Below are 26,234 nucleotides of genomic sequence, written 5' to 3' on the forward strand. Positions count from 1 at the left end.
CTACTAATGCAGCTATCCCCAAATCCAAAATCTAAAATCTAAAATCTAAAATCTAAAATCTCAAGACTGGGATATCAACAGATTGTGGAAAAAGGAAAGCTGGTCGAAGTTCGGCTACATGGAGAGCGGCGGTTGGTCGTTACAGAACGTCCAGAGGGGAAAACAAAGTGGGTCGTGCTAGATGAGCGCGGTCAATCTTATACCGTCAATCCCCAGCAAATCAGTTATGAAGTAACAGGTCAAAGTTACCTGCAAAAAGAAATATCTAAGTTCCGTCAGGAAGTAGAGCCGTATCTCGACCCTTCCAGTCTAGAAGTAGCTTGGGAAATATTGGTTGAGGACGGTACTAATAGCACCAACGTAGCCGAGATGGCGATGTTGCTGTTTTCGGAGAAAAGTCCGGCTCAGTGCTACGCGGCGTACTACTTGCTGTCGGAAGACAAGCTTTATTTCAAACAAAAGGGAGACCGCTACGAGCCCCGCTCTCGCACTTTGGTTGAGGAACTGAAACATCAGTGGGAAGTGGCGAGTCAGCGCAAACGAGAGTCTGAAGAATTTTGGGCTCGCGTGCAGCAAGGGCTGGCTGGGGAGTCGGTGGAATGGCACAGTAGCGATCGCACTCGTTTGGACGCTTTAGAACGGTTTGCAGCGCTGGGAGAAGAAGCTACAGGACGTGCTTTAGCCCAAGAAACCCTGGCAGCTTTGGAGCGATCCGGTACTCCTCAAGCAGCTTTCGATCTGTTGGTGCAGCTGGGCTTGTGGAGTACACACGAGAACCTGTTTCTGCGGCGCAGCCAGATCCCAATTCACTTTTCTACTAAGGTGCTAGAAGTGGCTCAGCAGCGTATAGAGTTTCTACCCGCAGATCCAGACTTAAATCGCCTGGATTTGACTCATCTGAAGGTTTACACCGTTGACGACGAAAGTACTCGCGAAATCGATGATGGGTTGAGTTGGGAGAAACTTGAAGATGAGCGCGGACGGCTTTGGGTTCACATTGCCGATCCCAGCCGTTGGCTGACACCAGGGGATGAATTAGATATGGAGGCTCGCCGTCGCAGTACTACCTTGTATTTGCCGACAGGCCCGATCCCGATGTTCCCCACAGAACTAGCCACGGGGCCAATGAGTCTGATCCAGGGAAAAATCTGTACCGCCCTCAGCTTCGGGATTGTATTGGATGAAGTTGGAGCGGTGCAAGAGTACAGCATCCATGCCAGCATTATCAAGCCGACTTATCGCCTGACTTACGAAGATGTGGATGAAATGCTGGAACTGGGCGTTCCGGCAGAACCAGAATTGGCGGCGCTTCACCTTAAGGCGCAACTGCGACAATCGTGGCGGCGTTCTCAAGGTGCGATCGGCATCCACCTGCCAGAAGGGTTGATTAAAGTTGAGGATGACGAGATCTACATCCAAGTTTTAGAAGACTCGTCATCGCGCCAGATGGTAGCAGAAATGATGATTTTGGCTGGCGAAGTAGCAGCTCGTTACGGTCAAACCCACCAAATCGCTTTACCCTTTCGCGGTCAGCCCCAACCAGAACTACCTTCGGAAGAGGAATTACTGCAACTTCCGGCTGGGTGGGTGAGATCGGCAGCAGTACGTCGGTGTATGCCCCGCAGCGAAATGAGCATCACTCCGGCTCGCCATGCGAGTCTGGGCTTGGATACTTACACTCAGGCGACTTCTCCGATTCGTCGCTACACGGATTTGCTAACCCATTTCCAAATTAAAGCTCATCTGCGTGGCGATCGCTTGCCTTTCTCCGCAGATGAGTTGAGGGAAGTGATGATGAGCGTCACTGCGGTGAGCCAGGAAGCTAGCTTGGTGGAACGCCAAACCCATCGCTATTGGGCTTTGGAATATCTGCGCCGTCACTCGGATCGGGTATGGCAAGCTCTGCTGTTGCGCTGGTTGAGAGAAGACGACAGGTTGGGGTTAATTCTGTTGGAGGATTTGGGGCTGGAATTGCCGATGGGCTTCCGGCGTTCTGTATTTTTGGGCGATCGCTTAGAAGTTCGGGTTAGCCACGTCGATCCGCGCCAAGATGCGATCAAGTTCCAGGAAGTGGTCGATCGACAGGCCCAAACAGCTGCTACTTAAATAATTAAAAATTAAAAAATTAAAAATTAAAGAAGAGGAGGAACAGGAAAGCAAACTACTGACATTACATTGAGTCAGTAATATTTACTTCCGTGGATATTGGGGATTGTTCTTGACAGGTAGCTACAAAAAATTCTACCTGCACGAAGCCTATCTCTATCAAATCTCCATCCCGAAGGGTACGGCGCTCTAAAGTATCTAACTGACGATGATTTACCTTAGTGCCATTCCTGCTACCAATATCTGCAATATGAAAGTGCTTGCCAAGTTCATGCCCAATTACAGCGTGGTGGCGAGAGATACAGCTGTCTTGGATAGCGATCGCGCAGTTCGATCGCCTTCCAATCAACCAACTCGAAGCATTATCTATAATTTGAACCCCTTGAGCTTCGGTAATATTAGTTACCAGAAAAGTGGTGCTACCCGTGTTAACAGCTTGGATGTAGAATGGGGCCATCTCACAGCGCTTAGGGGCATTCAAAATTGGTTCAATAATCGTTGTAACCTGCTCAGCGTCGTGGTTACAGTTGGCAAACAAAGAGCGTAAAAAAGAGGTATTTTGCTCTAAAAATTTTAAGGCCCGATCGGTGGAGTTGGTGGGGTAACTTAGGTTTGACATATCGCTTTCTCCAGAAAATTATGTGCAAAAATATCAAGCTTTAACAGATCTACTCTGGCACCCCAATGCAAGCTTCAACAAACTTGAAGAACTACGTCAAGTCATCTCACTGAAAAATAGAGGCTTGCAAACAGGATTAATAGATATCTACTACATTTCAAAAGGATTAACAACCTGCCAGCTGCATAACTTCACCAAAACTTCATATATATCTGCTGATTTCCCAGCTTTTGTAAAGTTTCGACGAAGATATAACACCGTATTTATCCTGTTGTCAGAAGGATGGCTATAGTGTATTGGGGCCTGGTGCGAAGGAAGGTCAATCGATGAAAGGATTTTGGATTCTAGGATTTTGGATTGACCCCCAGACGGTCGTTTGGGGACTTGCAATACTGAAAAGATTTTTTTCTTCTCCACGACTGAAAGTCGGGGGCTTGAGACCTTTTTGGTTTTCGGTCAGTAATTATAACTAGAGTGACTCATATAGATTTTTTACTTCTCCGTATTAATTATTAAAATTATTTATATAATTTAATAGAATTTAAAATGAGAACAAATAAGTAGGTGGGCATAATTACTCCCTTCCCGCCAGAAGATAATCTATAATTCTTTTTCCCCTCTGCCCCTCTGCCCCTCTGCCCCTCTGCCCCTCTGCCCCTCTGCCCCTCACAGATCGATCGCGGAAGTGGCATAACCAAAGATAACCAATATCGTCGGAAAATAGCATAATTGGGAAATCTCGCCGTCTGAGAGTAGGGACTAAATTGCTCATGTCATTCCAACCCGATCGCTCCCTCAGACTAGAACTGATACTTTCCTCTTCGCAGCCCGCTTTATTGGAAGGGCTAGACATCTGGCTGCGCTTAGGTTTGGTTTCTGAGGCTCAAGTGAGGGAGTTGTGCCAAAAATACCTCACCTGTCCTCTACCCCAGCCGCTTGTCACCGCCAGAATGCCAGCGCCGATATCTGCTGTCCCCAGCCAACAAGCGGTAGGGACAGCAACAGAAGCACAGTCATCCAGCAAGCTAAAGGAGATATTGCAGTCGCTGATGGCGGAACTCAGTATCCGTTGGCTGCTATTTTTGGGTGTGTTTATGGTGGTGGTGTCCTCCGGGGTGCTAGCCGCTACTCAATGGGAGAGGTTCCCTGCATTTGGGCAGTATGGAGTGTTGCTGGGCTATACCTCAATTTTCTGGGGAGTAAGCTTTTGGGCAGGGAAGCAGAGAAATTTACAATTGACAGATCGGACTTTGAAACTGGTGACGCTATTTTTAGTGCCAGTCAATTTTTGGGCAATGGATGGCTTTCGCTTGTGGGGAAGCCCGGTGGAATGGCTGACTGTGGCGATCGCATCTGTTACCCTCACCAGCATAACCATCCTTCTGCTCAAAGATAGGCCCCGCAATCTCGAATACTCAGTACTTATTAACTATTTAGGACTATGTTATCTGCACTGGGGATGGGAATCTTCACAATTTACCCTGTTTGCGGTTTATCTGGGCACAGTAGGAACTGCGATTCTCCTAATTTGGCGCTACACAATTGGCAAAGTTCGCATTCGGAAGAGTAGGGAAATAGAAAAAGTCGAAGGGGAAATCGAACCGGAAATCGAACAGGAAGTCAAAGAAAAAGTAGAAGAGGAAGTCAAAGAAAAAGTAGAACCGGAAATCGAAGAGGAAGGGGAAATCGAAGGGGAAATCGAAGGGGAAAATTTGGCTCTTTCTCCTTCTTCTCCAATCGAAAATCCAAAATCCAAAATCCAAAATCCAAAATCTAAAATCCAAAATCCTTCTTCCCCAGTCGAAAATCCAAAATCCAAAATCGGCATTGTAGTTTATGCCTTAGCAGTGCTGCTGGTGCGGGCGATTTTTGCCAGCCATGTAGAAATTACCCAGATCGGCTTAGCTATAGGGATTTGCGGTTGGCTTCTGGCTTGGTTATCTCAGCAAAACCCCATTCCATTAACCGTCTCACCTCCATTTTCCGCATCGAATTGGGAGGGAATAGGTGGTGGCTTGTTACTTTTAGGCTGGCTAGTGGCAGTGGGGGCAGATCCGGCTTGGCAGGCGATCGCAGTTAGTGGATTAGGCTTGTGGTTTTTTTGGAGTCGCTTGCAACGATTTTGGCTGCGAGTCGATTTAGTAGCCATTTTAGCGATCGCATTGCAAGCAATTTGGTTATTTTCGCGCTTGATTCCACCACAAAATCAGCAGTGGCTGATTAACACGGCAATTCAGCTGAGCAATTCTCAGGAGAATCCTTATGCGCTGCTGAGCGTGGTGATATTTCCCTACCTTATCTGCATAGTAGTACTTACAGACTGGCTCTATCGCCGCCAAAAGTCAGAACTGGCTGAATTTGGTGAAGCGATCGCGCTTTCGTTTGGATTGATTTTTACTTTGATTAGCATAGCCAATCCCTTGTTGCGATCGCTCAATTTGCTCGCTTCCAGCGTAATCCTGGGCATTGTCAGCTGGCGAAACCCCAGAACTATCGTGGTGTACCTAACCCACATCAGCGCCATCCTGACACTTACATCTGGCATAAACTACTTCTCGCCAGCTCTCAACCGAGAAATGTGGGCAACAATTTTACTAGCCGTGACGGTTGTCGAGTTGTTATTTAGCATCGACAACAAGAAAAGAGAAGAAACCGATCGTCCCGTAAAAATATCAGCTGCTAGAAGCAGCGCTTGGTACATAGGATTAAGCCTAGCTGGACTGAGTTATTTTTTATTTGTTGCCGATCTCTACAGCGATTCCATTTGGAAAATGTTGTGGTTAATGTCACCCGTAACACTCACCTTCGTTGCCAGTCAAACTACAACATCGCGGCGGGAAGTAGCCAGCGGATTAAGCGTAGTTGCCTTGGGTATGGTGCAAATCCTAACGCTGCAAATACCCATAGCTAGGTTAGTCGGTTTGGGCATTGCCACCATCTTAATGTTGGTAAATACGCGATATTTGCAGCATCTTGCAGTAGCATTAATTACTGTCGGATTTGGGCTGAGTTTCTTTGCCTTCAGCTTATGGCAGGGCGTACCTGGATTTTTGCCACTGTCGATAGCGGGTTGGTTTGTTGCTTTTGCGATCGCGATCAATATTTTGTGGTTGCTGCGAAGCTTGCTAATTCAACGTTCTGTAAAAGCAGCCCAAGCTGAGATAGCGGGCGATCGAGAAAAAACTTCTCCTTCTTTGTTTCTTCTTTATGTACGGGCAGTCGATATTTGGGCGATCGGGCTGTGCAGTCTGGAACTGCTATTATTCTCACTTCAATCCTTGGGAGTTTATTGGCATATTTTCCCAGGCGGAGTTGCCTATTTAACAACTGCTGTTTTGTTGATGGGGGCAAATCTCTATCGCAGTTTCCCAAATCCCAATAATTTATCTATTTATACTCTAGCTTGGGCATTTGAGCTATTGGTAGCACAGGGAGTTACACTGGGCGGCGGTTCTAACCTGGAACTAGCTAGAGCCAATATTGCGATCGCACCGATCATCTTAATTGTCGCTGCATTGTGGACAAAACGGCATCCATCTGCTTTAAGCAGTATTCGGATTTTGCCCCTACTTTATGCCTTATTTGGCGTAGCGCTACGAGCAAGTAATTTCAATTATTGGACAGGAGTGCTTGTACTTGGCGCGTCAATAGTTGGGCTTGGTGTAGGGAGGAAAATTCCTCAGTGGAAGACACTACAGTATTTGTCGCTGGCGGGTGTTTCTCTATCCTTATATGAACTGGTAATTTATCAAATGCTCCAATCGCCGCGAGGTAACCCAGCAGATGGGTTAACTGTGTTGGCGGTAGTCGCTTTTGCGATCGCTTTTGTCTATCGTTTACTAGCGCAATGGTTGGAGCCATATCTACGCCTTACCAGGACCCAAATCGTCTATACCGCTCACATTCACTGGGCATTGGGGGGTTCCTTGATGTTCGGTACGGCATCAATGGGAATTGGCACCCAGCCGCGTCTGACAGCACTTGGCATTACTGTGAGTTTGTTGTTAGCCGCCTACGCCATAGTACAAGGACGCTATCAGTCCACTAGATTTAATCCTAGCGATTGGGTGTATTTGGGATTAATCGAAGTTGCCGGAGTATGTGTATATGCTCGATTAGTTTTGCCACAACTGAGCGTATTAGATGCTTGGTTGGGTCCGATCGCCTCTGCTATTGCCTTGATTCTCTACATTTTACCTTGGCGAAATTGGGGTTGGCCTGTAAATCCCTGGAAGTATTCAGCAGCAGCATTGCCGGGATTAACTGTATTAGTAACGAGTTTAGTTATTAACTCAATAAATTTAATAACTGTCGCTGCTTTTTATTTATGGCTGGCTAAAAAAGCAGAAAATATCCGATTTACCTATCTCAGCTTAATGCTAATTGACTGGGCTATTTATCGCTGGTTTTGGCAGGATCTACAGCTAACCAAAACCTTGTGGTACGTCATCCCTATCGGTTTGTCTATGCTGTACATTGCTCAAGTCGATCGTACTTTAAAGTTGCCAGAACAGAGAGAGAATCGTCATAGCCTACGCCTGCTGGGAATAGGCTTGATTTGTGGCATATCTTTATGGACTGAGCAATGGACTGGTTTGGTTTCTGGAATCTTAAGTGTTTTTGTTATTTTTGCCGGATTAGGCTTCAGAGTACGAGCTTTCCTTTATATTGGAACGGTAGCTTTTTTAATTAATGCAACGGTTCAGTTAGTCATTCTCAACTATAGCTACTCGTTTTTAAAATGGGCGATCGGTCTCATTGTTGGTATTGCTTTCATTTGGCTTGCTGCCAACTTTGAAACAAGGCGATCGCAGCTCGTCGCCGTGGTTCAGAATTGGATTGCTGAATTGCAAAACTGGGAATAAGGAATTTTAGATTTTAGATTTAATCTGCAATCTTAAATTTGAAATTTGTAATTCCCTCTTCCCCTAGCCGCTAGCCCTATTTTCTTTTAAGTTTTGACTTTTGAATGAGTGACTTTTGACTTTTCTAGCCCCTTCCCCCCTATGAATCACGTTCAACCGCCGTTAGAATTTATTCCACCAGCGCTCAACCCCCTAGTTCTCCGGGGTACGCAATTGCTACTACCCTTTTGGCTGCAATATAAGACTTCGATCGCCAATATTGAGGCTGAAAATGTTGAAGTTTTAGTCGATATGTACCGTCAGTTTCAGACAGATAAAATCCGCTTCTTGATGGCATTTCGTCATCCCAGTACCGATGACCCGCTTAGTCTGACGTATTTGCTTTGGAAGTTGGTGCCGCAAGTAGCCAAACAGCAAGGCGTTTCGTTGAATTATCCAATTCATGCTCATTTTATTTACGATCGCGGCATACCTTTGTGGGCAGGCTCATCTGTAAGCTGGCTTTATTCCAACTTAGGTGGCACCCCAATCCATCGAGGTAAAGTAGACCGGATGGGTTTGCGTTCCGCCCGCCATTTATTTGCCAATGCACAATTCCCCATGATGGCATCTCCAGAAGGAGCCACTAACGGTCATAATGAAGTTATCAGCCCCTTAGAGCCAGGGATTGCTCAAATGGGATTTTGGTGTGTGGAAGACTTGCTTAAGGCTGGACGATCGCAACAAGTTTTTATGGTGCCGATCGGTATTCAGTACAAGTATATCGAAGCTCCCTGGCAGTCTTTAGAAAAGCTTCTCACTCAATTGGAAATCGATAGCGGTTTGCCTGTTGGAATGAAAGATGAATCTGAAGCGATCGATAAAGATTTATCTTCTATTCTTCATCCTTCATCCTTGCTATATCGAAGACTTCATCGATTGGGCGGACATATATTACTTTTGATGGAAGACTTTTATACCCGCTTTTATCATCAAACTCTGCCAAAACCGCCAGAATTAGCAACGATGGATGCAAACGAAGCATTGACATTCCGACTCAAGGCCCTGCTTGACGTAGCATTGCAAGTGGCAGAAAAGTCTTTTAATATCCAGCCTAAAGGCAGTTTGATCGATCGCTGTCGGCGTTTAGAACAAGCAGGTTGGGATTGGATTTATCGGGAAGATATAAAAAACCTGGAAGCATTATCGCCGCTAGAACGGGGTTTGGCCGATCGCATTGCCGAAGAAGCTAACTTGCGAATGTGGCACATGAGATTGGTAGAAAGTTTTGTGGCGGTGACAGGCAGATACGTTTTGGAAAAACCAACCGTAGAGAGGTTTGCCGAAACAACTTTATTGCTGTGGGATATGTTAACTCGAATCAAAGGAGGAAACCCTTTCGGGCGTCCCAAACTCGGTAAGCAAAGGGTAAAAATAACGGTGGGAGAACCTCTATCGGTTTCATCTCGATGGGATGAGTATCACTCCAGTCGTCGTAAAGCTGTTGCCGACTTAACTCAAGATTTGCAAACTTCTTTACAAGGTTTGACGAGTTGGAAAAGTTAGCATTTTGTAGGGTGCGTTGCAACGCACCCTACGCTACTTAACCACAAATTACCTTGCGACGAGGTGCCGCCTTGGGCCGACACCTGGATTAATAAAAGCTGCTACTTCCTCTGGAGACATTTGTTCGATCTGCATTTGCAGTTCTTCAGTTGTGAACTGATAGCCACGTTCTTCAGCAATTTTGACAAAAGTTTCTGCATCGGTTGTTGCTTTGAGTTTTGCCTTTAATGCTTCATCTTGCTGGATAGCTTTAAAGAAGCTGGCAGCGGATTCTTGTGCCATAACCGTAGATTTCCTTTGTTAATTTGTAATTAAAATGGTTTAACTCAAGTCGCAAGGCAGATACCAAGCGACTTCTATGCCGGAGTGGCAGCAATCTGAGCGATCGCAACCCTCTACCATATAAGGATAAATCGAACAACCGGAAATTTCACTAAATTTTGACATAAGTTAAAGCAATCGGTATCCTCCTTAACAGGCAGGCGATCGCCTTTGTGCTAAAACCTTTACCCCAGTAGCTTTTACAGGACTTACGAAAAAACCAAGGTTTTGCCCCCCGACCCTTTAAATCTGGAGGGAGACCGCAGATTTACCCTCCCCAAGTTTGCGCCTTGCAAGTCTGCCTCGTCTAAATGTGCCCCACGCAAATCTGCTTGCTGCTATAAAGGAATACCCTTGGAGATTTTGTTCGCAGAAGTACTAGGGTGATTCAATTTTCGAGTTGGGAGTTTTGATTGTCTTGCTTATTGTTCAAAACTACTACACTTGAGGAATCGGGGAATTCAATCCCTTCCCGATCGAACTTATCTTTGATCATTTTACGCAGCGCTCGTTCAATTTGGAAATGGTTGCCCGGTTTTACCTTCGTGATAGTGCGAATTAACAGTTCAGACTCCCCGAACCTTTCCAACCCATCCACCCGCGTCGGTTCCAGTACTTCTGGGTAATTTTTCTGTACCTGTTTTCCCAATTCTTCTAGAATCTCGTATACACGATCGAGATTGGAGCCATAGGCAACACCTACTTCCACTACTGCGTAGATATACCCCTTAGAGTAGTTGACAATATCCTTAATCTCCCCATTACGGATAATGTGTTGTTTACCGTTGGGATGTCGGATGCGAGTGGTTCTGAGGTCGATCGCTTCCACAAATCCAGATGCTTGAGAAACCTCGATAAAGTCACCTACTAAATAATAGTTTTCAAACAGGATAAAAAATCCACAAACTATATCATTGACGAGGTTCTGTGCCCCAAAACCAACTGCTAGACCGATGATGCCCGCACCCGCTAATATAGGGGTTGGATCGACGCCAATCAGCTTTAGGATAGAAATACCCGCACTGAAGTAGATGAGGTATTTCAGGATACTCTTGAATAAGGGGATGATAGTCAGCCGTCTCTTTCTTCGTAACTCACTTAAATCTTCGCTTTTCAGGACTAAATCTTCGAGGATTGTGTTGACGATTTCGATCAAAACACCGCTGAAGAAGAAAATGGCAATAATTTTAAGGATTATGGAACCGTAAACAGCCGTCCAAGCGAGGAAATCTATTTGCCGAACAACGATAGTCGCTATGCTAACATAAATGACGTACTCCAGACATTTTTTAAACAATAAAACTAGGTGATGGAGACGATGGTAGAACCGGAGGAGGTTGTTCGGACTGGAGTGTTTGGTAGCGAGGTAATCGATGGTATCAATCATCGCAGCGACGGCTCTGATAATCAGTAAACCAATTACCGTAATAACATAGGCTTTTAAACCAATGTACAGATAATTCGTCAAAACTTCTGGAACTTCTAAAAATTGGGCGGATAGGATACCAGCTAATACCCAGATGATAATGATGATGTTAGTTTTGAGGAAGTTAAAAAAATCTGCGATGCTCTCATCATTAGCCTCAATATCGTCAAAATTCTGGGCGCGAACGCAGGCAAAGTCTAGGAAACGGTGCAGGGGGGGTATGGTATATTTAACTAGCATCAGAAGGATAATACTTTTGGAGATCCCAGCGATTAGTGTTATCCAGAATTGAGTGGGAATACTGCCAATTAAGTTTAGTTGGAATTCCTCAACGTTTTTGCCTTGATAAATCACTACCCCATTTACGCCGATGATGAGGATACACAGCGCCCCACAGGTAAAATACAAAATTCGGCTGATATTCCGGCGTTGGGCGATGATTTTCTGAACTTTCGCCTCGATCAAAGGAACTTTGCTCATCTGCTTGAGGATAATTCCAAGCAGCCAGTTAAACAGGAAGAAAGCTAAAATCAGGAGGCTGACTTCAGCCAGGATAAGTAAGATGTCCACGTGAAATAAAGCTAAATTAAGTGGATGAATATATCTAACCAATAATAGTTTATTACGATTACGCCAAAGCTTATTTTGAAAACAAATTGCGCTAACTGCTCCAGGTGCGACGAGATAGTTACCACAAACATCAACATAAGTCAAGCAAGAATCGTCGATCGCTAATTTATGTTCCAGGAAGCGTATAGTAAAATTGCGGTTAATTCTTAAACAATTGTGAAAGCGATTACACTTCTTGGTTCCACCGGCTCTATTGGCACTCAGACGCTGGATATCGTCGCTCAGTATCCCGATCGGTTTCGGCTTGTGGGGTTGGCAGCTGGACGCAATGTGGCGATGCTGGCTCAGCAAATCCGGCAGTTTAGACCGGAAATTGCGGCTATCTGCGAAGAAGATAAGTTACCCGAACTGAAAGAGGCGCTTGCTGACCTCGACCCCCAACCTATCTTACTGGCTGGAGAAGCCGGAGTCATTGAGGTGGCACGCTACGGCGATGCGGAATCCGTGGTTACGGGTATTGTAGGCTGTGCGGGGTTGCTACCTACCATTGCTGCGATCGAAGCTGGCAAAGATATCGCCTTGGCAAATAAGGAAACCTTGATTGCTGGTGGGCCGGTCGTTATACCTTTGGTAGAGAAACACGGTGTTAAGCTATTACCAGCAGATTCTGAACATTCTGCGATTTTTCAGTGTCTCCAGGGTGTTCCCCCTGGCGGGTTGCGGCGAATTCTGCTGACAGCTTCTGGCGGTGCTTTTCGGGATTGGCCGGTTGAGAAGTTGGCAGAAGTTAAAGTTGCAGACGCGCTGAAGCATCCTAACTGGTCGATGGGTCGCAAAATCACTGTCGATTCTGCCACCCTGATGAATAAGGGGTTGGAAGTGATTGAGGCTCATTACCTCTTCGGTTTGGATTACGACAACATCGATATTGTTATCCATCCCCAAAGTATTATTCACTCTTTAATTGAGTTACAAGATACTTCTGTTTTAGCGCAGTTGGGTTGGCCTGATATGCGTTTGCCATTGCTTTACGCTATGTCTTGGCCGGAGCGAATTTACACAGATTGGGAACGTTTAGATTTGGTGAAAGCTGGAAGTTTAACTTTTAGGGAACCGGATCATCAAAAATATCCTTGTATGCAGTTGGCTTATGCAGTCGGTCGTGCGGGTGGTTCGATGCCTGCTGTGTTGAATGCGGCGAACGAACAAGCAGTGGCGTTATTTTTGGAAGAGAAGATCGGGTTTTTGGATATTCCGAGATTGATTGAGCGGACGTGCGATCGCCACCAATCCGATAATCGCACAAATCCATCGTTAGCAGATATTATCGCAGCCGATAAGTGGGCAAGACAGGAAGTGCTGGAAGCGAGTAAGATGATGGAAGAGCGCATGATTTCAGTTCGTTAAAATGGATTGGATTGTCAGAGCGATCGCTACCTTAGCAATTTCTGCTGCCATTAGCGGATTAATGGCGGCTTGTTCGGCTCAAGAACCGAAAATCCTAATTAATCAAAAAATGGCAGAACATTTCTATAACCGAGGATTGGAAAGGTTGGGGAGAAGAGATTACCAAGGTGCGATCGCTGATTTTAACGAGGTAATTCGTCAGATATTCAAAGTATCGAACCCAGGATGGCAATATCTTATTAAATTCGATAAGATCGAACCATCAACAACATCCATTACAAAAATGAAAACTGAAATTAAGCCTGTAGTTTTTGACCTGAAACAATTAATTGTTCCACCCGGTAACACAGTGCAGATGGAAAATGTTAGCTGGGAGATGTTTGAAAACATCCTTCAGTCGATGGCAGAAGGTTATGCTGCGCGAATTGCCTATAACAATGGAATTTTGGAAATAAAAATGCCGCTGCCAAAACATGAAAGAGCAAAATCAATAATTAGCGATTTAATTAAACTGCTTCTGGAAGAACTCGACATTGATTGTGAGTGTTTTGCTTCTTCAACCTTCAAACGGGAAGATATGCAAAGTGGTGTAGAGCCTGACGATTGTTTCTACATCGAGAACGAACCAGTTATGAGAGGCAAAACGGAGATAGACTTAACAGTAGATCCACCACCGGATTTGGCGCTTGAAATTGACAATACCAGCGATTCTCGCGTGCGATTCAACAGCTATCAAGCTTTAGGCGTTCCCGAATTATGGCGATATGATGGACGAGAGTTAAAAATCTACTTGCTGCAAGATAAAAAATATGTTGAGTCCAACATCAGCCCGAACTTTCCTGGATTACCAATTGCTGAAATAATTACCCAATATGTTAAGCAGAGTCAAACCGCAGGAAGAAGTCCAACAATGAAAGCATTTCGCGCTTGGGTAAGAGAGCAATTACAATAGTAGTAGTCAGTCATTAGTTTTTGAGATAGCCAATTCGATATAATAAAATAAAACTATGTCACTAAGTTTGATTATTTCGATTGCTGCCATAATTGTATCTGGATTGGTATTCACCTGGTTGTTCAAAGTAGTGAAAGCAACTTTAAGTACAGCTATTTCAATTGCCATAATTGTGCTAATTTTGCAATTAGCCTTTGGAATTGCCCCTCAAGAACTTTGGCAGCAAATAATTCATATTCCGCAAACTGTTTGGCAATTCGTTACTGATAGGTGATATCATGTCCGGTAGCATTGTTAGTGTAAGAGTGATATCATAAAATTGTCTGTTTTTATCCTTGGTTAAATTTTTACCGCAGATGAAGACAGATGAACGCAGATGAACGCAGATAAGAATAAGAACACGAATTTTTTAGGTAACAGACGCAGGAGGATGACCGCCCCACAAGAGTGGCCTTTTAAACGGAAAGTCGAGCTAAGGCATCCTTGACAGCGGGTGGCAATTGGCGCATAATTTTGCCTTTTTCCCTGTCAACCGCCACTAAAGTTACCCGCGCCGTCACATATAGTTCTTCGCCATCTACAGACTGAATTTGGTTATCCCAATTCAGTCGCACGCCGTCGATATCTGCCATCTGCGCCTTGACTATTGCTGTCATTCCCATTCGCAAAGGTCGATGATATCGCACGGAAAGCTCTACTACTGGCAAATCGCAACCCAAGGCTACCAAGTCGGCAAATTCAACGCCGATCGATCGCAAGCATTCCACCCGCGCCTCTTCCATCCAGGTAATATACGAACCGTGCCAAACATTGCCTGAATAGTCGGTATGGTGGGGTTGTACCTTGATGGGATATTCAAACCAGGTTCCAGGTGCCATCTGCGGCAGGTTTTGGATAGCGCCGGTGGGTGAAAGTTGAGGTTGTTCAGTTGTCATTTGTCAAAAGTCAGTTGTCAGTCGTCAAAAGTCAGTTGTCAGTCGTCAAAAGTCAATTGTCAGTCGTCAAAAGTCAGTTGTCAGTCGTCAAAAGTCAGTTGTCAGTTGCTCATAAATGATGACTAATGACTCATCACCAATATATTTTTAGCGCGGCTTGATAACTTTAGGAGCAGCAACAGCTGAAACAAGGCTGGTGTCAATGAGGAACTTTTCTGCATCGCAAACACCAGACCAAGCTGCCAGAAGACGAGCTGCCAATCTCAATAGCTCGGTTTCGGAATTTACTCCCCAGAGTGTCGCCAGAGGGGAATTATCGTCCTTTTGTTTGCCCAGTGCCAGACGCCATCCTACTGGTATCCCAGCTATACTATTGTAGGCTCCAGATAAAGCACCTGTTAGAGCTATGGTAATTTCCGGTTGCGGACAACGAGCTGCGCGGACAACAGATAGGCGCAAGTCTTCCAGTGTACTTAAGAAACAGTAAAAAGCCAAGGCGATCGCAGCATTGGGACGCGGTGCTGACTGACGCGGCATTAGAGTTCCCAAAGTAGTTTCTAACCCAGCACCATCTTCTAACAAGGTTTGGACTTGTCTGAGTTGCTGCACCAGTGGCGTCTCAACATCAAGATAGATCAGGGTTTCAGGAATCAAAGTAGCAGGGTCGAGTCTTTCTTTGAGGGCGAGTGCGATCGCATACCCGATCGCTAAAGTGCCATCCTTTAATACAGAGTCATCCTGCCACACATCTGCCACCTGCTGTAAATTTTGTCGCAGTTTAGCTTCATCTTCGTGAAAAAATAAAGCTACCGGCACAGTCGCAACGATCCCCGAACCTGCTGCGCTTTTGTGGTCATATTTGGTGTATGTTTCGTCTGTATTGGGCGAAGCATATCCTGAAAAACTTGCTTCTTCGTAAGCCTTACCGTTTTCCGTCAAGGGTCGCTTCCCGAAGGAAGGTTCGCCCCAATCTGCTAAATCCAACTTTCCTTGCCGAATCAAGCCTTCGGTGCCGCGAACCACCAACCGCCCCCAGCTAGACGGCAATCCAGAAGGTTGTTTTACCCCCAGCTGCCACGACTCACCGTAAGCGCCCCAAATTTCTCCTATAGCAGCGCCTAGCAGGGCACCGCGAAATCTGCTTAATAGAGAGTACCGCATTAATTTTTTTTATGTTAATAACGTTTCTGTGGAAGAAACGCCATTCTAACCCGATGTCGGGGATTGTCTGAGGTGGTAAACTAGGGCTTGCAGTCCCAAGCGATAACTTTCGGCCCCAAAACCACTAATTTGCCCGATCGCAACTGCTGCAATCCAGGAATGATGCCGAAATTCCTCACGGCGGTAGATGTTGCTTAGGTGAACCTCTACAGTGGGAAGGGTAACGCCTGCTAGAGCATCGCGAATGGCTACGCTGGTATGCGTATACGCGCCAGCGTTAATCAAAATTCCTTGATGACGCCCTAAAGCTTCATGAATAGCATCCACTAAAACGCCTTCGTGATTCGACTGTAGAGCCGTCACATCAGCCTCTAGCGCCTGCCCTTCTTTTTCTAGCAGGCGGTTTATTTCATCTAAGGTTACGCGGCCATAAACCCCCGGTTCTCGTTGTCCCAAAAGGTTAAGATTGGGGCCATGCAATACCAAAATACTTAGCTTGTGCAATGGCGTAATTCAATCCAGACAGACTAGCGGCGACGACCTGGTTCGTGGACAGGAATGGGAATAGGTTCGGGTTCGGGTTGCATCTCTGGGCCTAGCAGCGCTTCGATGATTCTACGTGCCAATTCCTTTAGCGTTTCCAGTATATCTTCGATAAAGTCCATTGAACAGACAACTCCTTCCATACGGTCTAAGTCTTGCGCCCAGGGGCGAAACACCCAGTATTAGGTCTGCGGTTTTGGTTACTCAAAAATCCCTTTTTTTGTATTGTAATATACAAAAAATTTTCTGGAGAAGTACTCCTGGGGATTGAGTGCTTTACTTTATGATAACAAATAATCCGGCAAGGTTAAGGATTGTTAATAAATTTTCAATTATCTGGACAAAAGATCCCGTCGCAGGTGGTCGAGAGCGGTACAAGTGCTAATGTGGCGAATCAAAGAGCGGTCTTGTAGGGAATTAAAGCGATGCTCGAAACTTTTTACCAGGTTGTTAGGCCCAGCCAGACCGATGTAGACCAGACCCACCGGCTTAGTTTCCGTACCGCCGCCTGGGCCTGCAATTCCCGTAATACTCAATCCCCAGGTTGTCGAGAGGCGCTCCAGCACACCAACAGCCATTTGCTTCGCCACCGTTTCGCTCACCGCGCCCACTCGATCTAAATCGTTTGGATTAACGCCCAATAGGGATATTTTTACCGCATTATCATAAGAAATAATCCCTCCCAGGAAATAATTAGAACTTCCGGGGACAGAAGTCAGCATACTACCGAGACTGCCGCCAGTGCAGGATTCTGCCACCGAGAGGGTTTCATCGAATTCTGACAGCAGCTGACCCACCACTGAAGCTAGGCTGTCGCTATCCGCACCGTAGTAGTCCATTCCGGCAATTTGGCGCAATTGTTGTTCGACTGGCGAAATTATTTCGTTAGCTAATGTAGCAGATGCAGCTTTAGCCGATACCCTAAGTTTCACTTCACCTTGACTTGCATAAGGCGCAACGGTAGGATTTTGCAGGTTGAGGAAAGAAGCAACTTTTTCGGCCAATGCCGCTTCGGCAATGCCCCAGAATCTTAACATCCGGCTGTAGATGATTTCCTTGCCCCAGCCTTGGCTTTTGAGATAAGGTACAGCGATTTCCTGCCACATTCGCTGCATTTCAAAGGGGACGCCTGGAAAGGTGAGGATGGTTAGATTAGTGCGGGGTTGCCATATCATACCGGGTGCAGTTCCCCATTGGTTGGCTAAAATTTCTGCACCTTGAGGAATTAAGGCTTGTTTGCGGTTGCTGGGAGTCATCTGACGTCCGCGTCGGGCATATTTTTGGGCGATATCTTCCACAATTTCCGGTCGTTCCACCAAAGGGACGCCGAAAAATTCTGCGATCGTTTCCGTGGTCAGGTCATCGGGAGTCGGGCCAAGACCGCCGGTGAAGATGAGAATGGAGGCCCGATCGCAAGCAATAGCCAGTACTTGTTTGAGACGTTCTGGGTTATCTCCTACAACCGTTTGGTAGTAGTGAGGAATGCCCAACTGAGCTAATTGCTGAGCTAAGTACTGGGCATTGCTATTGAGGATATCACCCAGCAGTAACTCCGTTCCGACACAAATAATTTCAGCGGTCATTTTTTTGAGGGACTAGAAAGTCAAAAGTCAAAAGTCAAAAGTCAAAAGAAAATAGGGATTAGGGAAAAGACGCAGAGATTGGATAACTTTGACCAACTTTTTAGGAACAGGACATAATTTTTATCCTTCATCCTTCTTCCTTCATCGTTTCGATGTACTTCCAGACTTTCCAGCTAGTGTAAGCCAGCAGCAAAGTTGCACCTAAAGCATAGATTAGCCCATGAGGTATGCCAGCAAAAGCCAAAGCTAAACTACCCGCCCACAAAGTCAAACAATAAATAAACAATACCGTCAAGCGATGGGATAGACCAGCTTTCAGCAGTCGGTGATGGAGATGTCGTTTATCGGCAAGAAAAGGTGACTTACCGTGACGGAGGCGATCGAGAATTACAGCTGACATATCCAAAAGTGGCACTGCTAAAATCACATAAGGCAGAACGAAAGAAGTGAAAGCTGTAGTTTTTACCAAACCGATCACCCCAACGCCAGCCAAGGTAAAGCCCACAAAGTACGCACCTCCATCCCCCATAAAGATTTGGGCTGGGTTGAAATTATAGCGCAGAAATCCCAACAGCGCACCAGCCAAAGCTGCCGCAATCAACGCTGCTGCTGGTTGACCCATAAACAAACAAACAATGAGCATCACGAAGGCACCAATACCAGACACCCCAGCGGCTAACCCATCTAGACCATCTATCCAGTTGGTGGCATTGACCATACCTACCAGCCAGAGTACCGTGATCGGCAGACCGATCCAAACTGGCAAAGGCAGTGCGTCCTGAAAGGGCATAGAGAGAAATTCAATTTGGACACCAGCCTTCCAAGCCATGCTGGCGACGATCGTCTGCATCAGCAACCGCGTGAAGGGCGATAAGCCAAACAAGTCATCTGCTAAGCCAATGAGGAAAAAGGCCAGACCTCCAAGTGTGACTCCCCAGATTTCATACTCTTCGTCTGGGGGAAGAATCTGGCCACGGGCGTCTAGAAAGCCTCCAGACCACCAAACGACTAAAAGTGCGATCAGAGTTCCGGCAAAGATAGACACGCCTCCCAAGCGCACCATCGGGTGCTGGTGGACTTTTCGTTTGTCCGGTATGTCGAAAAGTCCGCTTTTGAGGCCAAATTTGTTGACAGCTGGCGTACTCCAGAGGACAACAACGGCTGAGACTGCGAAGGCAATCAGATGGTAGGCGTAAGGCATCTGAAAATCAGTAGGAAGTGCGACAAAAGAGTGTCAGGCAGAGTCTACTACATTTCCAGACTTCACTGTTCCTGCCAACAATCCGCAAGTTCGGGCGAGAAAGATTTCATAGGCGCTAAACCAGGACGGGTACTGGTATGTTGAGGTGAGGATAGAGGGGGAAGCGATCGCACAACGATCGCACCCGACTCCGACATTCTTGGCCAACTGCCTCGTCTTCGGGATTCAGGAGTCGATCGGCAATTATATCGGCAATCTCGATAAACTCAGCTTCTCCCATACCGCGTGTGGTCATTGCTGGCGAACCCAGCCGCAAGCCGCTGGTGACGAAAGGCGACTCTGTATCGAAGGGAACGGTATTTTTATTAGCCGTAATGTTAACTTGGCTCACAAGTTGGTCAGCGCGTTTGCCGGTCATGCCGATGCAGCGCAGGTCAATTAGCAGCAGGTGATTATCTGTCCCACCAGAAACAATTTTGAAGCCGCGTTGCTGGAGTTGGGTAGCCAAAGCGCGGGCATTTTTAATTACTTGTGCCGAATAAGTTTTAAATTCCGGCTTGAGGGCTTCTCCAAAAGCAACTGCTTTGGCGGCAATAACGTGTTCCAGCGGCCCGCCTTGGGTGCCGGGGAAAACTGCTTTATCGAACTGCTTGCCCAGTTCCGGGTCGTTGGTCATAATTAAACCACCCCTGGGGCCGCGCAAAGTCTTGTGGGTGGTGGTGGTGACGACATGACAGTGGGGGAGGGGGTTGGGGTGATGTCCTGTAGCAACCAATCCGGCAATGTGGGCGATGTCGGCTAGCAGGTAGGCACCGACTTCATCTGCGATGCTGCGGAACTTATCAAATTCGATGACGCGGGGATAAGCCGAGTAGCCGCAGATAATCAGTTTGGGACGATGTTGCAACGCTTGTTCCCGAACTTGGTCATAGTCTAATTGTTCTGTCTCGCGACTAACGCCGTACTGACAAACTTTAAACCACTTCCCGGATACGTTCACTGGCGAACCGTGGGTGAGGTGTCCTCCGTGGGACAAGTCCATTCCCATAATCGTGTCGCCCGGTTGCAGCAAGGATAGGAAGACGGCAAAATTTGCTTGTGCGCCAGAATGGGGTTGTACGTTGGCATGGGCAGCGCCGAACAGCTGTTTTATGCGATCGATCGCCAGCTGCTCGATTTTATCGATAAACTCGCAGCCGCCGTAGTAGCGCTTACCAGGTAAACCTTCTGCGTACTTGTTAGTTAAAACAGAACCCTGTGCTGCCAAAACAGCCGCCGACGTAAAGTTTTCGCTGGCAATCAGCTCCAGATGATCGCGTTGGCGCTGTAGTTCCTGCTGCATAAATTCTGCAACTACTGGATCGGTCTGGGCTAAGAAGTCTAAGTTAGTATGAGTCACGGGGCAAATCTCTACGAAACCAAAATAAGGAATTCAATGCGGGGTCGATTCCGGGGGTGCTGACAACCTCGCTTAATCAAGATTAGCAGGGAGAGTTAGCTGATTTTCAGCGACTCTCCTGTAGCAGCTAGGGTTTGTATACCCATTCGTTAAGGTCTGTACGATCTTACACGATCTCCCGAAAACCTTGCTTTGCTCTAATTGTTTCTATCAGGTTAGCTGTCCGCCGAGAAGCCCCGCGCTATAAACGAGCGGGGTATATCGAACCGCAGGTGAGTACCCGCAATGTTTTAGCGACGGGATGAAAGGCGGGTCAATTGAGTGGCTCGATGCCACGAAAATTGACAAATAATAACTTCTAGGGATTGACACTTATTCCCTAAGTGTTTTATGATCTAGACCAGAAGTGTTCAAATGATAGAAGTGTTAAACCTAAATTACTGCTATCGAATTTATCCTGATGCCAGTCAAGAGAAAGAATTGCTTGACTGGCTAGAAATCTGTCGATGTGTTTATAATTACGCCTTGGCAGAACGAAAAGAATGGATAAATTCTCGCAAGTGTCAGGTTAATGCTTGTAGTCTTCATTATGAATATATTATCCCTGCTGACCAGCCCTTTCCTGACTACTATAAACAGAAAAAAGCCTTAAGTCAAGCTAAAAAGCAATACCCAGAACTTAAACAAGTTCAGTCTCAGGTATTGCAAGAGGTTATGGGTCGTTTGGATAAAGCGTTTAATTTTTTCTGGAAAAGGAGTTTTGGTTTTCCTAGGTTTAAAAAATCTGGTCAGTTGCGGTCCATGAATTTTCCTCAGTTTAAGGAAAACCCAATTACGGGGGCTCAGATTAAACTACCAAAGATAGGGGGCGTTCTAATTAATCTGCACCGCCCTATTCCTGATGGATTTATTGTTAAACAAGTCCAGGTAGTTAAAAAAGCCTCTGGTTGGTATGCTGTAATTTGCCTTCAATCAGATGTTAAAATACCTTCGACAAAGCCTCAAGGAAATTCCCTAGGAATTGATTTGGGGCTTGAGAAATTTATTGCTACTTCTCAAGGGGAATTAATTGCTAGACCAAAGTTTTTTGGGGAACTTCAAAGTAAGCTTAAATGGCTACAAAGAAGATTATCGAAAAAACAGAAAGGGTCTAAAAATCGACTTAAAGCTATTCAAAAAGTAGCTAGACTTCATGAACATATTTACAACACTCGGAAAAACTTTCATTATCAAGTAGCTCACCATCTTTGTGCTCAAGCCCAGATAATATTTGCTGAGGATTTAAACTTAAAAGCTATGTCCAGGGGGATGTTGTGTAAGCACACTCTTGATGCTGGCTTTGGTGGTTTTCTAGAAGTATTAAAGCACGTCGCTTGGAAACGAGATGTCTATTTTGAGAAAGTTGATGCTAATTTTACCAGTCAAATATGCCCTAATTGTGGTGTAGTTACTGGTAAAAAAGAATTGTCTCAACGAGTGCATGAATGTTTTAATTGCGGGTTTGTAACTGATAGGGACGTTGCTGCGGCTATGGTAGTCGAACAACGTGGACTTGCAGCCCTCGGACTGGGGGTCAAGCTGCCTGTGGAGGAAGAGGTCATCGAGGATACTCCTAAAAAGGTATCTAGAGCCGACCGTAGAAACAGGAAAGCCTCATAGTGATATGGGGAAGCCCGCGCTATATTGCCTTAGCAATTAGCGTCGGGAGGAGGTCACTGAGATGTCGCTAGACGTGAGGGAATGGATTTGTCCTCACTGCGGAACTCATCACGATCGCGATGGAAACGCAGCAACAAATATTAGGGTAGAGGGAATCAGAATGCTCGCATGCGGAAGGTTCAGCCGTCTCTGCTGTAGGAGGGGAGGTAAGACCAAAGCGAGGACGAAAGTCCAAGTTGGGGCACTCGCCTATGATTGCAGAAGCCCACGAAGCGAGTCGGTACTCCGACGATTCGGTGGGTAGTTCACATAATATCCTTTCCGGTTACATCGGATTTGTTTAGGCCCCAGGGTCGCGGCGAGGGGGGAAGAATGAATAATAATCCAATACAAACGGATTTGATATAACTTCCCAGCCTAAACTTTGGGTGGACTTAAAGCTGTAGGGGGTCAGCCGAGCTTCGGCAACTGCGCTATGCTGAGCTTATTAGAAACTATAACTAATAGGAGAATGGACTGATGACTTTGCGGGGATCTACGACTGTTCCAGACAGGATTTTTGCTTGCCTAGCTTATCTAATGCCACTTATGGAGGTGATAATTAGGTTTAGCGGACCTTTTTTTAAACAGTTTCCTGATTTACAAATAATCCTGTTGCCGCTACAACCTTTACTGCAAATATACTTGCTTTCCTACTCTCTACCTTTTGGCTCCCTGATTCTCTTTTTTCTATTGTTTTTTCTGGTAGTAAGAAATGAGAACATCAGTCACTTTATTCGCTTCAACACTATGCAGGCGATTTTAATTGACATCCTTCTGTCTCTGTGCGGTTTAATTCTGAGTTTTATTCTGGCTCCGATCGTGGGAGGATTTGTGAGGGAAATTCTGACAAATACAATCTTTCTGGGGGTGGTGGCGGCAGTTATTTATTCAGTGGTGCAGACGCTGCTAGGCCGTTATGCAGAGATTCCCACGATTTCTGAAGCTGTTTATATGCAAGTGCGCTAGGAATTAAGGGTAGTGTTAGGGGGACTGGTGCGGTTTATTAAGGGCCGTGCCACGACTGTATTTTCTAGATAACCGATGCCCTCAATTTCAATGCGGACGCGATCGCCCACCTGCATTGGCCCAACCCCCGCTGGGGTGCCGGTCAACACCACATCCCCAGGTAGCAGCGTCATCACCTGACTGATATAAGACACCAAGCGATCGGGCCCAAACACCATCTCATCGATCTGGGCAGATTGCACCGGCTCTCGATTATCGTTTAAAAAGGTCTGCAACCTAGCACCCGGACTCAATTCGCGGACAATCCACGGCCCCAGAGGACAGAACGTATCGAAACCCTTGGCCCTTGTCCATTGACTGTCTCGCTTTTGTAAATCTCGTGCTGTAACATCATTAGCGATCGTGTAACCCCAAATTTTTGTTTGCGCTTGCTGCGGCGTACAATCAATGCAACGCTCTCCAATCACCAAAGCCAACTCACCTTCATAATCTACCCGCTGCGACTCAGAGGGATACCAGATGGGACCATCGATCGGGATTACCGCTGTCGATGGCTTGAGAAATAACAGCGGTTCTGTGGGGACATCTGTTCCCATCTCATTTGCGTGGTCTGCATAATTTTTCCCCACTGCGACCACTTTAGAGGGAGCGCAAGGAGCCAAAATTTGATAAGTATCTGGTTTTAACTCTGAGTCAGTCGGTTGTCCTTGCAACCAGGGTGGCGCATCAAGCAGGGTAACGCTGCGGTTTAATTGCAATAAACCGTAGTAAATCTGTCCCTTTGCAGTTTGAACTCGGACGTAGCGTTTTGCCATAACTATGACAGATGTCCTCTGGGAAAGCCAGTGAAAAGGTCTTGGTAGGCACCCCATTACCACAATTTCTCATTTTTGTCAAATGACTTGGTGGCGCGGTTGCAAGCTGGTAGTAAGATTTTGACATTTAGCAGGGGCTAGGGGAAGTCAAAAGTCAAAAGAAGGGGCTAGGGGTTAGGGGCTAGGGGCTAGGCAAGAGGGAAGAGGGAAGAAAATTGCTCCCCCACTCCCTCACTCCCCCACTCCCCCACTCCCTCTAGCCCCTAGTTTCTTTACCATTTATTTAAATATGAAAATGTAACGAATTTTACAAAATTGCTATTTTTTCAATAATTCAAGGTTAGGCTACGGATAGATATTTAGTTTGCATAGATACCGCGATCGAGAGAAAAGTATATGAACCAAGCACTGCTGTCGCTTGAAACTGCTTCCCATGGGCACATCTGCCCATTCGATCAAGCTTGTAGCTACCTAGAACAAGCAGCGAAAGAGTTACGAATGGATCAAGGGTTGCTGGAGGTTATGAGCCACCCGCGCAAAGTTGTTACCGTTTCGATTCCCGTAAAACTGGATAACGGGCAAGTTCAGGTTCTGGCGGGACATCGGGTGCAGCACTGTGACGTTCTTGGACCATACAAAGGTGGAACCCGTTACCATCCGGCTGTCACGCTGCGAGAAATATCAGCGCTGGCAATGCTGATGACCTGGAAATGCGCCTTGGTAGGGATTCCCTACGGCGGTGCTAAGGGTGGAATTGCGATCGATCCCGCACGTTACAGCGTCGGCGAATTAGAGCGAATTACCCGCCGTTACACCAGCGAATTAATTAAAGATATCGGCCCTTCAGTTGACATTCCAGCGCCAGACGTAGGCACTTCCGCTCGCGAAATGGCTTGGATGATGGACACCTATTCAATGAATGTCGGTCACGCCGTACCGGGGATTGTAACTGGGAAGCCAATTTCGATCGGTGGTTCCAGGGGGCGGGAAATGGCAACCGGACGCGGCGTGATGATTATCGTGCGGGAAGCTTTAGCAGAACGGGGTGAAACCCTGGCGGGTACAAAGGTAGTAATCCAAGGCTTTGGAAATGTGGGAGGCGCAGCGGCTGTATTGCTGGATGAAGCCGGGGCCAAGGTTATGGCTGTTTCGGATGTGTCAGGCGGGATATTTAATCCAGAAGGTCTGGACATCCAGGCTTTGAAAGTTTATGCAGCCGAGAATAACAGAAGAATTGCCGGGTTTCCTGGAAGCGTACCAGTTACTAATGCTGAATTGTTGGCTCTGCCTTGCGATGTCTTAATTCCGGCGGCTTTGGAAAACCAGATAACTGAAGATAACGTGCATGAAGTGCGAGCCAAGTTTGTAGCAGAGGCGGCTAATGGCCCGGTAACTCTGGCAGCAGACTTGGCGTTGGAGGCGCGGGGTGTGACTGTGCTGCCAGATATCTTAGCCAATGCTGGCGGTGTGGTGGTGAGCTATCTGGAGTGGGTGCAGGGTCTTTCCTACGTATTTTGGGATGAGGAACGGGTTAACCGTGAAATGGAAGGCTTGATGGTACACGCCTATCACGAGGTGATCAAACAGTCGAAGATGCGGCAGGTGCCTCTGCGGGTAGCGGCTTATACGCTGGGTGTGGGTCGGGTTGCACAGGCACTGAGCGATCGGGGTTTGTATCCTTGAAGTAGTAATGGGTAATAGGTACGTAGTTGCGCTTTAGCGCTCTTATAGCGCTAAAGCGCAACTACGTACCATGATATAATGGGCAGTGGGAATGGGAATTTCCTACTACCTGCTTCCCAGCAATCGGGGCAGAACTTCTTCTGCACGCCCAAGGTATTCCTCCTGTAATGATGGATTTGGTGGATTTATAGGTTCGAGATTGACTATTATCGTCCTAGCACCGACGTAAGCTGCTGACCTGACAAAGTTGGCAGCCGGGAATACTGTACCCGATGTGCCAACGGCAACAAATAAGTCGCATTCCCGGAGCGATCGCTTAGAGCTCCACTCAGCTAATGCTGAAAGGTACTCGCACAACTATGTTTGTGTAGGTTGAGAAATTGATTGGACTCCCTTCGGTCATCGTCAACACCCAGATTATTCCGATTTATTCGCG

The 26,234-nt window shown here is 46.5% G+C and carries 26 protein-coding genes; 11 read left to right on the forward strand and 15 right to left on the reverse strand.

All coding sequences use genetic code 11. From position 1 onward, the window contains the following. Positions 1-84 precede the first annotated feature (84 nt). Positions 85-2,106, forward strand: coding sequence for a ribonuclease catalytic domain-containing protein (locus LAY41_RS01520; protein ID WP_249093344.1), 2,022 nt, complete (start codon positions 85-87; stop codon positions 2,104-2,106). A gap of 64 nt (positions 2,107-2,170) precedes the next feature. Here LAY41_RS01520 and LAY41_RS01525 read toward each other — a convergent pair whose 3' ends face one another. Together LAY41_RS01525 and LAY41_RS01530 are read right to left on the reverse strand one after the other, a co-directional pair. After that, positions 2,171-2,725: an FHA domain-containing protein gene (locus tag LAY41_RS01525; RefSeq protein ID WP_249093346.1), complete on the reverse strand. Its 555-nt coding sequence runs from the start codon at positions 2,723-2,725 to the stop codon at positions 2,171-2,173. A 574-nt stretch (positions 2,726-3,299) separates the two neighbouring features. Then, positions 3,300-3,497, reverse strand: a complete 198-nt coding sequence (locus LAY41_RS01530) for a hypothetical protein (RefSeq protein ID WP_249093350.1) — start codon at positions 3,495-3,497, stop codon at positions 3,300-3,302. Here LAY41_RS01530 and LAY41_RS01535 point away from each other — a divergent pair. Both LAY41_RS01535 and LAY41_RS01540 read left to right on the forward strand, forming a co-directional pair. Further along, a complete protein-coding gene (locus LAY41_RS01535; RefSeq protein WP_249093353.1) occupies positions 3,496-7,590 on the forward strand; it encodes a DUF2157 domain-containing protein in 4,095 nt (1,364 codons plus the stop codon). The two genes, LAY41_RS01530 and LAY41_RS01535, sit on opposite strands and share 2 nt — an antisense overlap. A 141-nt stretch (positions 7,591-7,731) precedes the next feature. After that, the gene (locus LAY41_RS01540) at positions 7,732-9,135 is read left to right on the forward strand and encodes a lysophospholipid acyltransferase family protein (protein WP_249093355.1); all 1,404 of its coding nucleotides are present in this window, start codon (positions 7,732-7,734) and stop codon (positions 9,133-9,135) included. Positions 9,136-9,183: 48 nt separating this feature from the next. Here the strand turns inward: LAY41_RS01540 and LAY41_RS01545 are convergent, their stop codons facing one another. The 4 genes from LAY41_RS01545 to LAY41_RS01550 form a co-directional block, all read right to left on the reverse strand. Further along, positions 9,184-9,417, reverse strand: a complete 234-nt coding sequence (locus LAY41_RS01545; RefSeq protein WP_249093358.1) for a Nif11-like leader peptide family natural product precursor — start codon at positions 9,415-9,417, stop codon at positions 9,184-9,186. A gap of 39 nt (positions 9,418-9,456) precedes the next feature. Next, positions 9,457-9,582, reverse strand: a complete 126-nt coding sequence (locus LAY41_RS32125) for a hypothetical protein (RefSeq protein WP_275973856.1) — start codon at positions 9,580-9,582, stop codon at positions 9,457-9,459. 83 nt (positions 9,583-9,665) lie between these two features. Then, a complete protein-coding gene (locus tag LAY41_RS32730) occupies positions 9,666-9,782 on the reverse strand; it encodes a pentapeptide repeat-containing protein (protein ID WP_420840289.1) in 117 nt (38 codons plus the stop codon). 62 nt (positions 9,783-9,844) lie between these two features. Then, positions 9,845-11,452 (reverse strand): mechanosensitive ion channel family protein, encoded by a 1,608-nt coding sequence (locus tag LAY41_RS01550; protein ID WP_249093360.1) that lies wholly within the window; start codon positions 11,450-11,452, stop codon positions 9,845-9,847. A gap of 216 nt (positions 11,453-11,668) precedes the next feature. Between LAY41_RS01550 and dxr the strand changes: the two genes are divergently transcribed. Genes dxr through LAY41_RS01565 form a run of 3 tightly spaced genes read left to right on the forward strand, consistent with a single transcriptional unit; the run spans position 11,669 to position 14,085 of the window. Then, positions 11,669-12,859 carry a 1-deoxy-D-xylulose-5-phosphate reductoisomerase gene (gene dxr, locus LAY41_RS01555; RefSeq protein ID WP_249093363.1) on the forward strand — a complete coding sequence of 397 codons (1,191 nt, stop codon included), beginning with the start codon at positions 11,669-11,671 and terminating at the stop codon, positions 12,857-12,859. A gap of 1 nt (position 12,860) precedes the next feature. Then, complete coding sequence (locus LAY41_RS01560; protein WP_338022913.1) at positions 12,861-13,811, forward strand: Uma2 family endonuclease; 951 nt, start codon at positions 12,861-12,863, stop codon at positions 13,809-13,811. A gap of 55 nt (positions 13,812-13,866) precedes the next feature. Further along, a complete protein-coding gene (locus tag LAY41_RS01565; RefSeq protein ID WP_249093365.1) occupies positions 13,867-14,085 on the forward strand; it encodes a hypothetical protein in 219 nt (72 codons plus the stop codon). Positions 14,086-14,266: 181 nt separating this feature from the next. Here LAY41_RS01565 and LAY41_RS01570 read toward each other — a convergent pair whose 3' ends face one another. Continuing rightward, positions 14,267-14,746: an acyl-CoA thioesterase gene (locus LAY41_RS01570; RefSeq protein ID WP_249093368.1), complete on the reverse strand. Its 480-nt coding sequence runs from the start codon at positions 14,744-14,746 to the stop codon at positions 14,267-14,269. Between LAY41_RS01570 and LAY41_RS32130 the strand changes: the two genes are divergently transcribed. Then, positions 14,740-14,865 carry a hypothetical protein gene (locus LAY41_RS32130; protein WP_275973857.1) on the forward strand — a complete coding sequence of 42 codons (126 nt, stop codon included), beginning with the start codon at positions 14,740-14,742 and terminating at the stop codon, positions 14,863-14,865. The two genes, LAY41_RS01570 and LAY41_RS32130, sit on opposite strands and share 7 nt — an antisense overlap. A gap of 28 nt (positions 14,866-14,893) precedes the next feature. Here LAY41_RS32130 and LAY41_RS01575 read toward each other — a convergent pair whose 3' ends face one another. From LAY41_RS01575 to glyA, 6 genes are all read right to left on the reverse strand, one after another. Beyond that, positions 14,894-15,907 (reverse strand): ADP-ribosylglycohydrolase family protein, encoded by a 1,014-nt coding sequence (locus LAY41_RS01575; protein ID WP_249093371.1) that lies wholly within the window; start codon positions 15,905-15,907, stop codon positions 14,894-14,896. Between the two features lie 45 nt (positions 15,908-15,952). Then, the gene (gene aroQ, locus LAY41_RS01580; protein ID WP_249093372.1) at positions 15,953-16,411 is read right to left on the reverse strand and encodes a type II 3-dehydroquinate dehydratase; all 459 of its coding nucleotides are present in this window, start codon (positions 16,409-16,411) and stop codon (positions 15,953-15,955) included. A gap of 23 nt (positions 16,412-16,434) precedes the next feature. Further along, complete coding sequence (locus LAY41_RS01585) at positions 16,435-16,572, reverse strand: hypothetical protein (RefSeq protein WP_249093373.1); 138 nt, start codon at positions 16,570-16,572, stop codon at positions 16,435-16,437. Positions 16,573-16,782: 210 nt separating this feature from the next. Further along, complete coding sequence (locus LAY41_RS01590; protein ID WP_249093375.1) at positions 16,783-18,033, reverse strand: competence/damage-inducible protein A; 1,251 nt, start codon at positions 18,031-18,033, stop codon at positions 16,783-16,785. A 127-nt stretch (positions 18,034-18,160) separates the two neighbouring features. Continuing rightward, complete coding sequence (locus LAY41_RS01595; RefSeq protein WP_249093377.1) at positions 18,161-19,234, reverse strand: glycosyltransferase family 4 protein; 1,074 nt, start codon at positions 19,232-19,234, stop codon at positions 18,161-18,163. A gap of 115 nt (positions 19,235-19,349) precedes the next feature. Continuing rightward, positions 19,350-20,633, reverse strand: a complete 1,284-nt coding sequence (gene glyA, locus LAY41_RS01600) for a serine hydroxymethyltransferase (RefSeq protein ID WP_338022914.1) — start codon at positions 20,631-20,633, stop codon at positions 19,350-19,352. A gap of 414 nt (positions 20,634-21,047) precedes the next feature. On the opposite strand from glyA, the gene LAY41_RS01605 reads away from it, so the two are divergent. From LAY41_RS01605 to LAY41_RS01615, 3 genes are all read left to right on the forward strand, one after another. Further along, the gene (locus LAY41_RS01605; RefSeq protein ID WP_275973858.1) at positions 21,048-22,292 is read left to right on the forward strand and encodes an RNA-guided endonuclease InsQ/TnpB family protein; all 1,245 of its coding nucleotides are present in this window, start codon (positions 21,048-21,050) and stop codon (positions 22,290-22,292) included. A gap of 61 nt (positions 22,293-22,353) precedes the next feature. After that, on the forward strand, positions 22,354-22,596 hold the full coding sequence (locus LAY41_RS01610) for a zinc ribbon domain-containing protein (RefSeq protein ID WP_476726971.1): 243 nt from the start codon (positions 22,354-22,356) through the stop codon (positions 22,594-22,596). A gap of 215 nt (positions 22,597-22,811) precedes the next feature. Further along, complete coding sequence (locus tag LAY41_RS01615; RefSeq protein ID WP_249093378.1) at positions 22,812-23,300, forward strand: Tic20 family protein; 489 nt, start codon at positions 22,812-22,814, stop codon at positions 23,298-23,300. Here LAY41_RS01615 and LAY41_RS01620 read toward each other — a convergent pair. Next, positions 23,297-24,115, reverse strand: coding sequence for a fumarylacetoacetate hydrolase family protein (locus LAY41_RS01620; protein WP_249093380.1), 819 nt, complete (start codon positions 24,113-24,115; stop codon positions 23,297-23,299). The two genes, LAY41_RS01615 and LAY41_RS01620, sit on opposite strands and share 4 nt — an antisense overlap. A 396-nt stretch (positions 24,116-24,511) precedes the next feature. Between LAY41_RS01620 and LAY41_RS01625 the strand changes: the two genes are divergently transcribed. After that, a complete protein-coding gene (locus LAY41_RS01625; protein ID WP_249093383.1) occupies positions 24,512-25,798 on the forward strand; it encodes a Glu/Leu/Phe/Val family dehydrogenase in 1,287 nt (428 codons plus the stop codon). Positions 25,799-25,903: 105 nt separating this feature from the next. On the opposite strand, the gene LAY41_RS01630 is transcribed toward LAY41_RS01625, so the two are convergent. Continuing rightward, the gene (locus LAY41_RS01630; protein ID WP_249093385.1) at positions 25,904-26,155 is read right to left on the reverse strand and encodes an SIR2 family protein; all 252 of its coding nucleotides are present in this window, start codon (positions 26,153-26,155) and stop codon (positions 25,904-25,906) included. Positions 26,156-26,234 lie beyond the last annotated feature (79 nt).

The sequence above is a fragment of the Argonema galeatum A003/A1 genome, from assembly GCF_023333595.1.
In the GTDB taxonomy this organism is placed as follows: domain Bacteria; phylum Cyanobacteriota; class Cyanobacteriia; order Cyanobacteriales; family Aerosakkonemataceae; genus Argonema; species Argonema galeatum.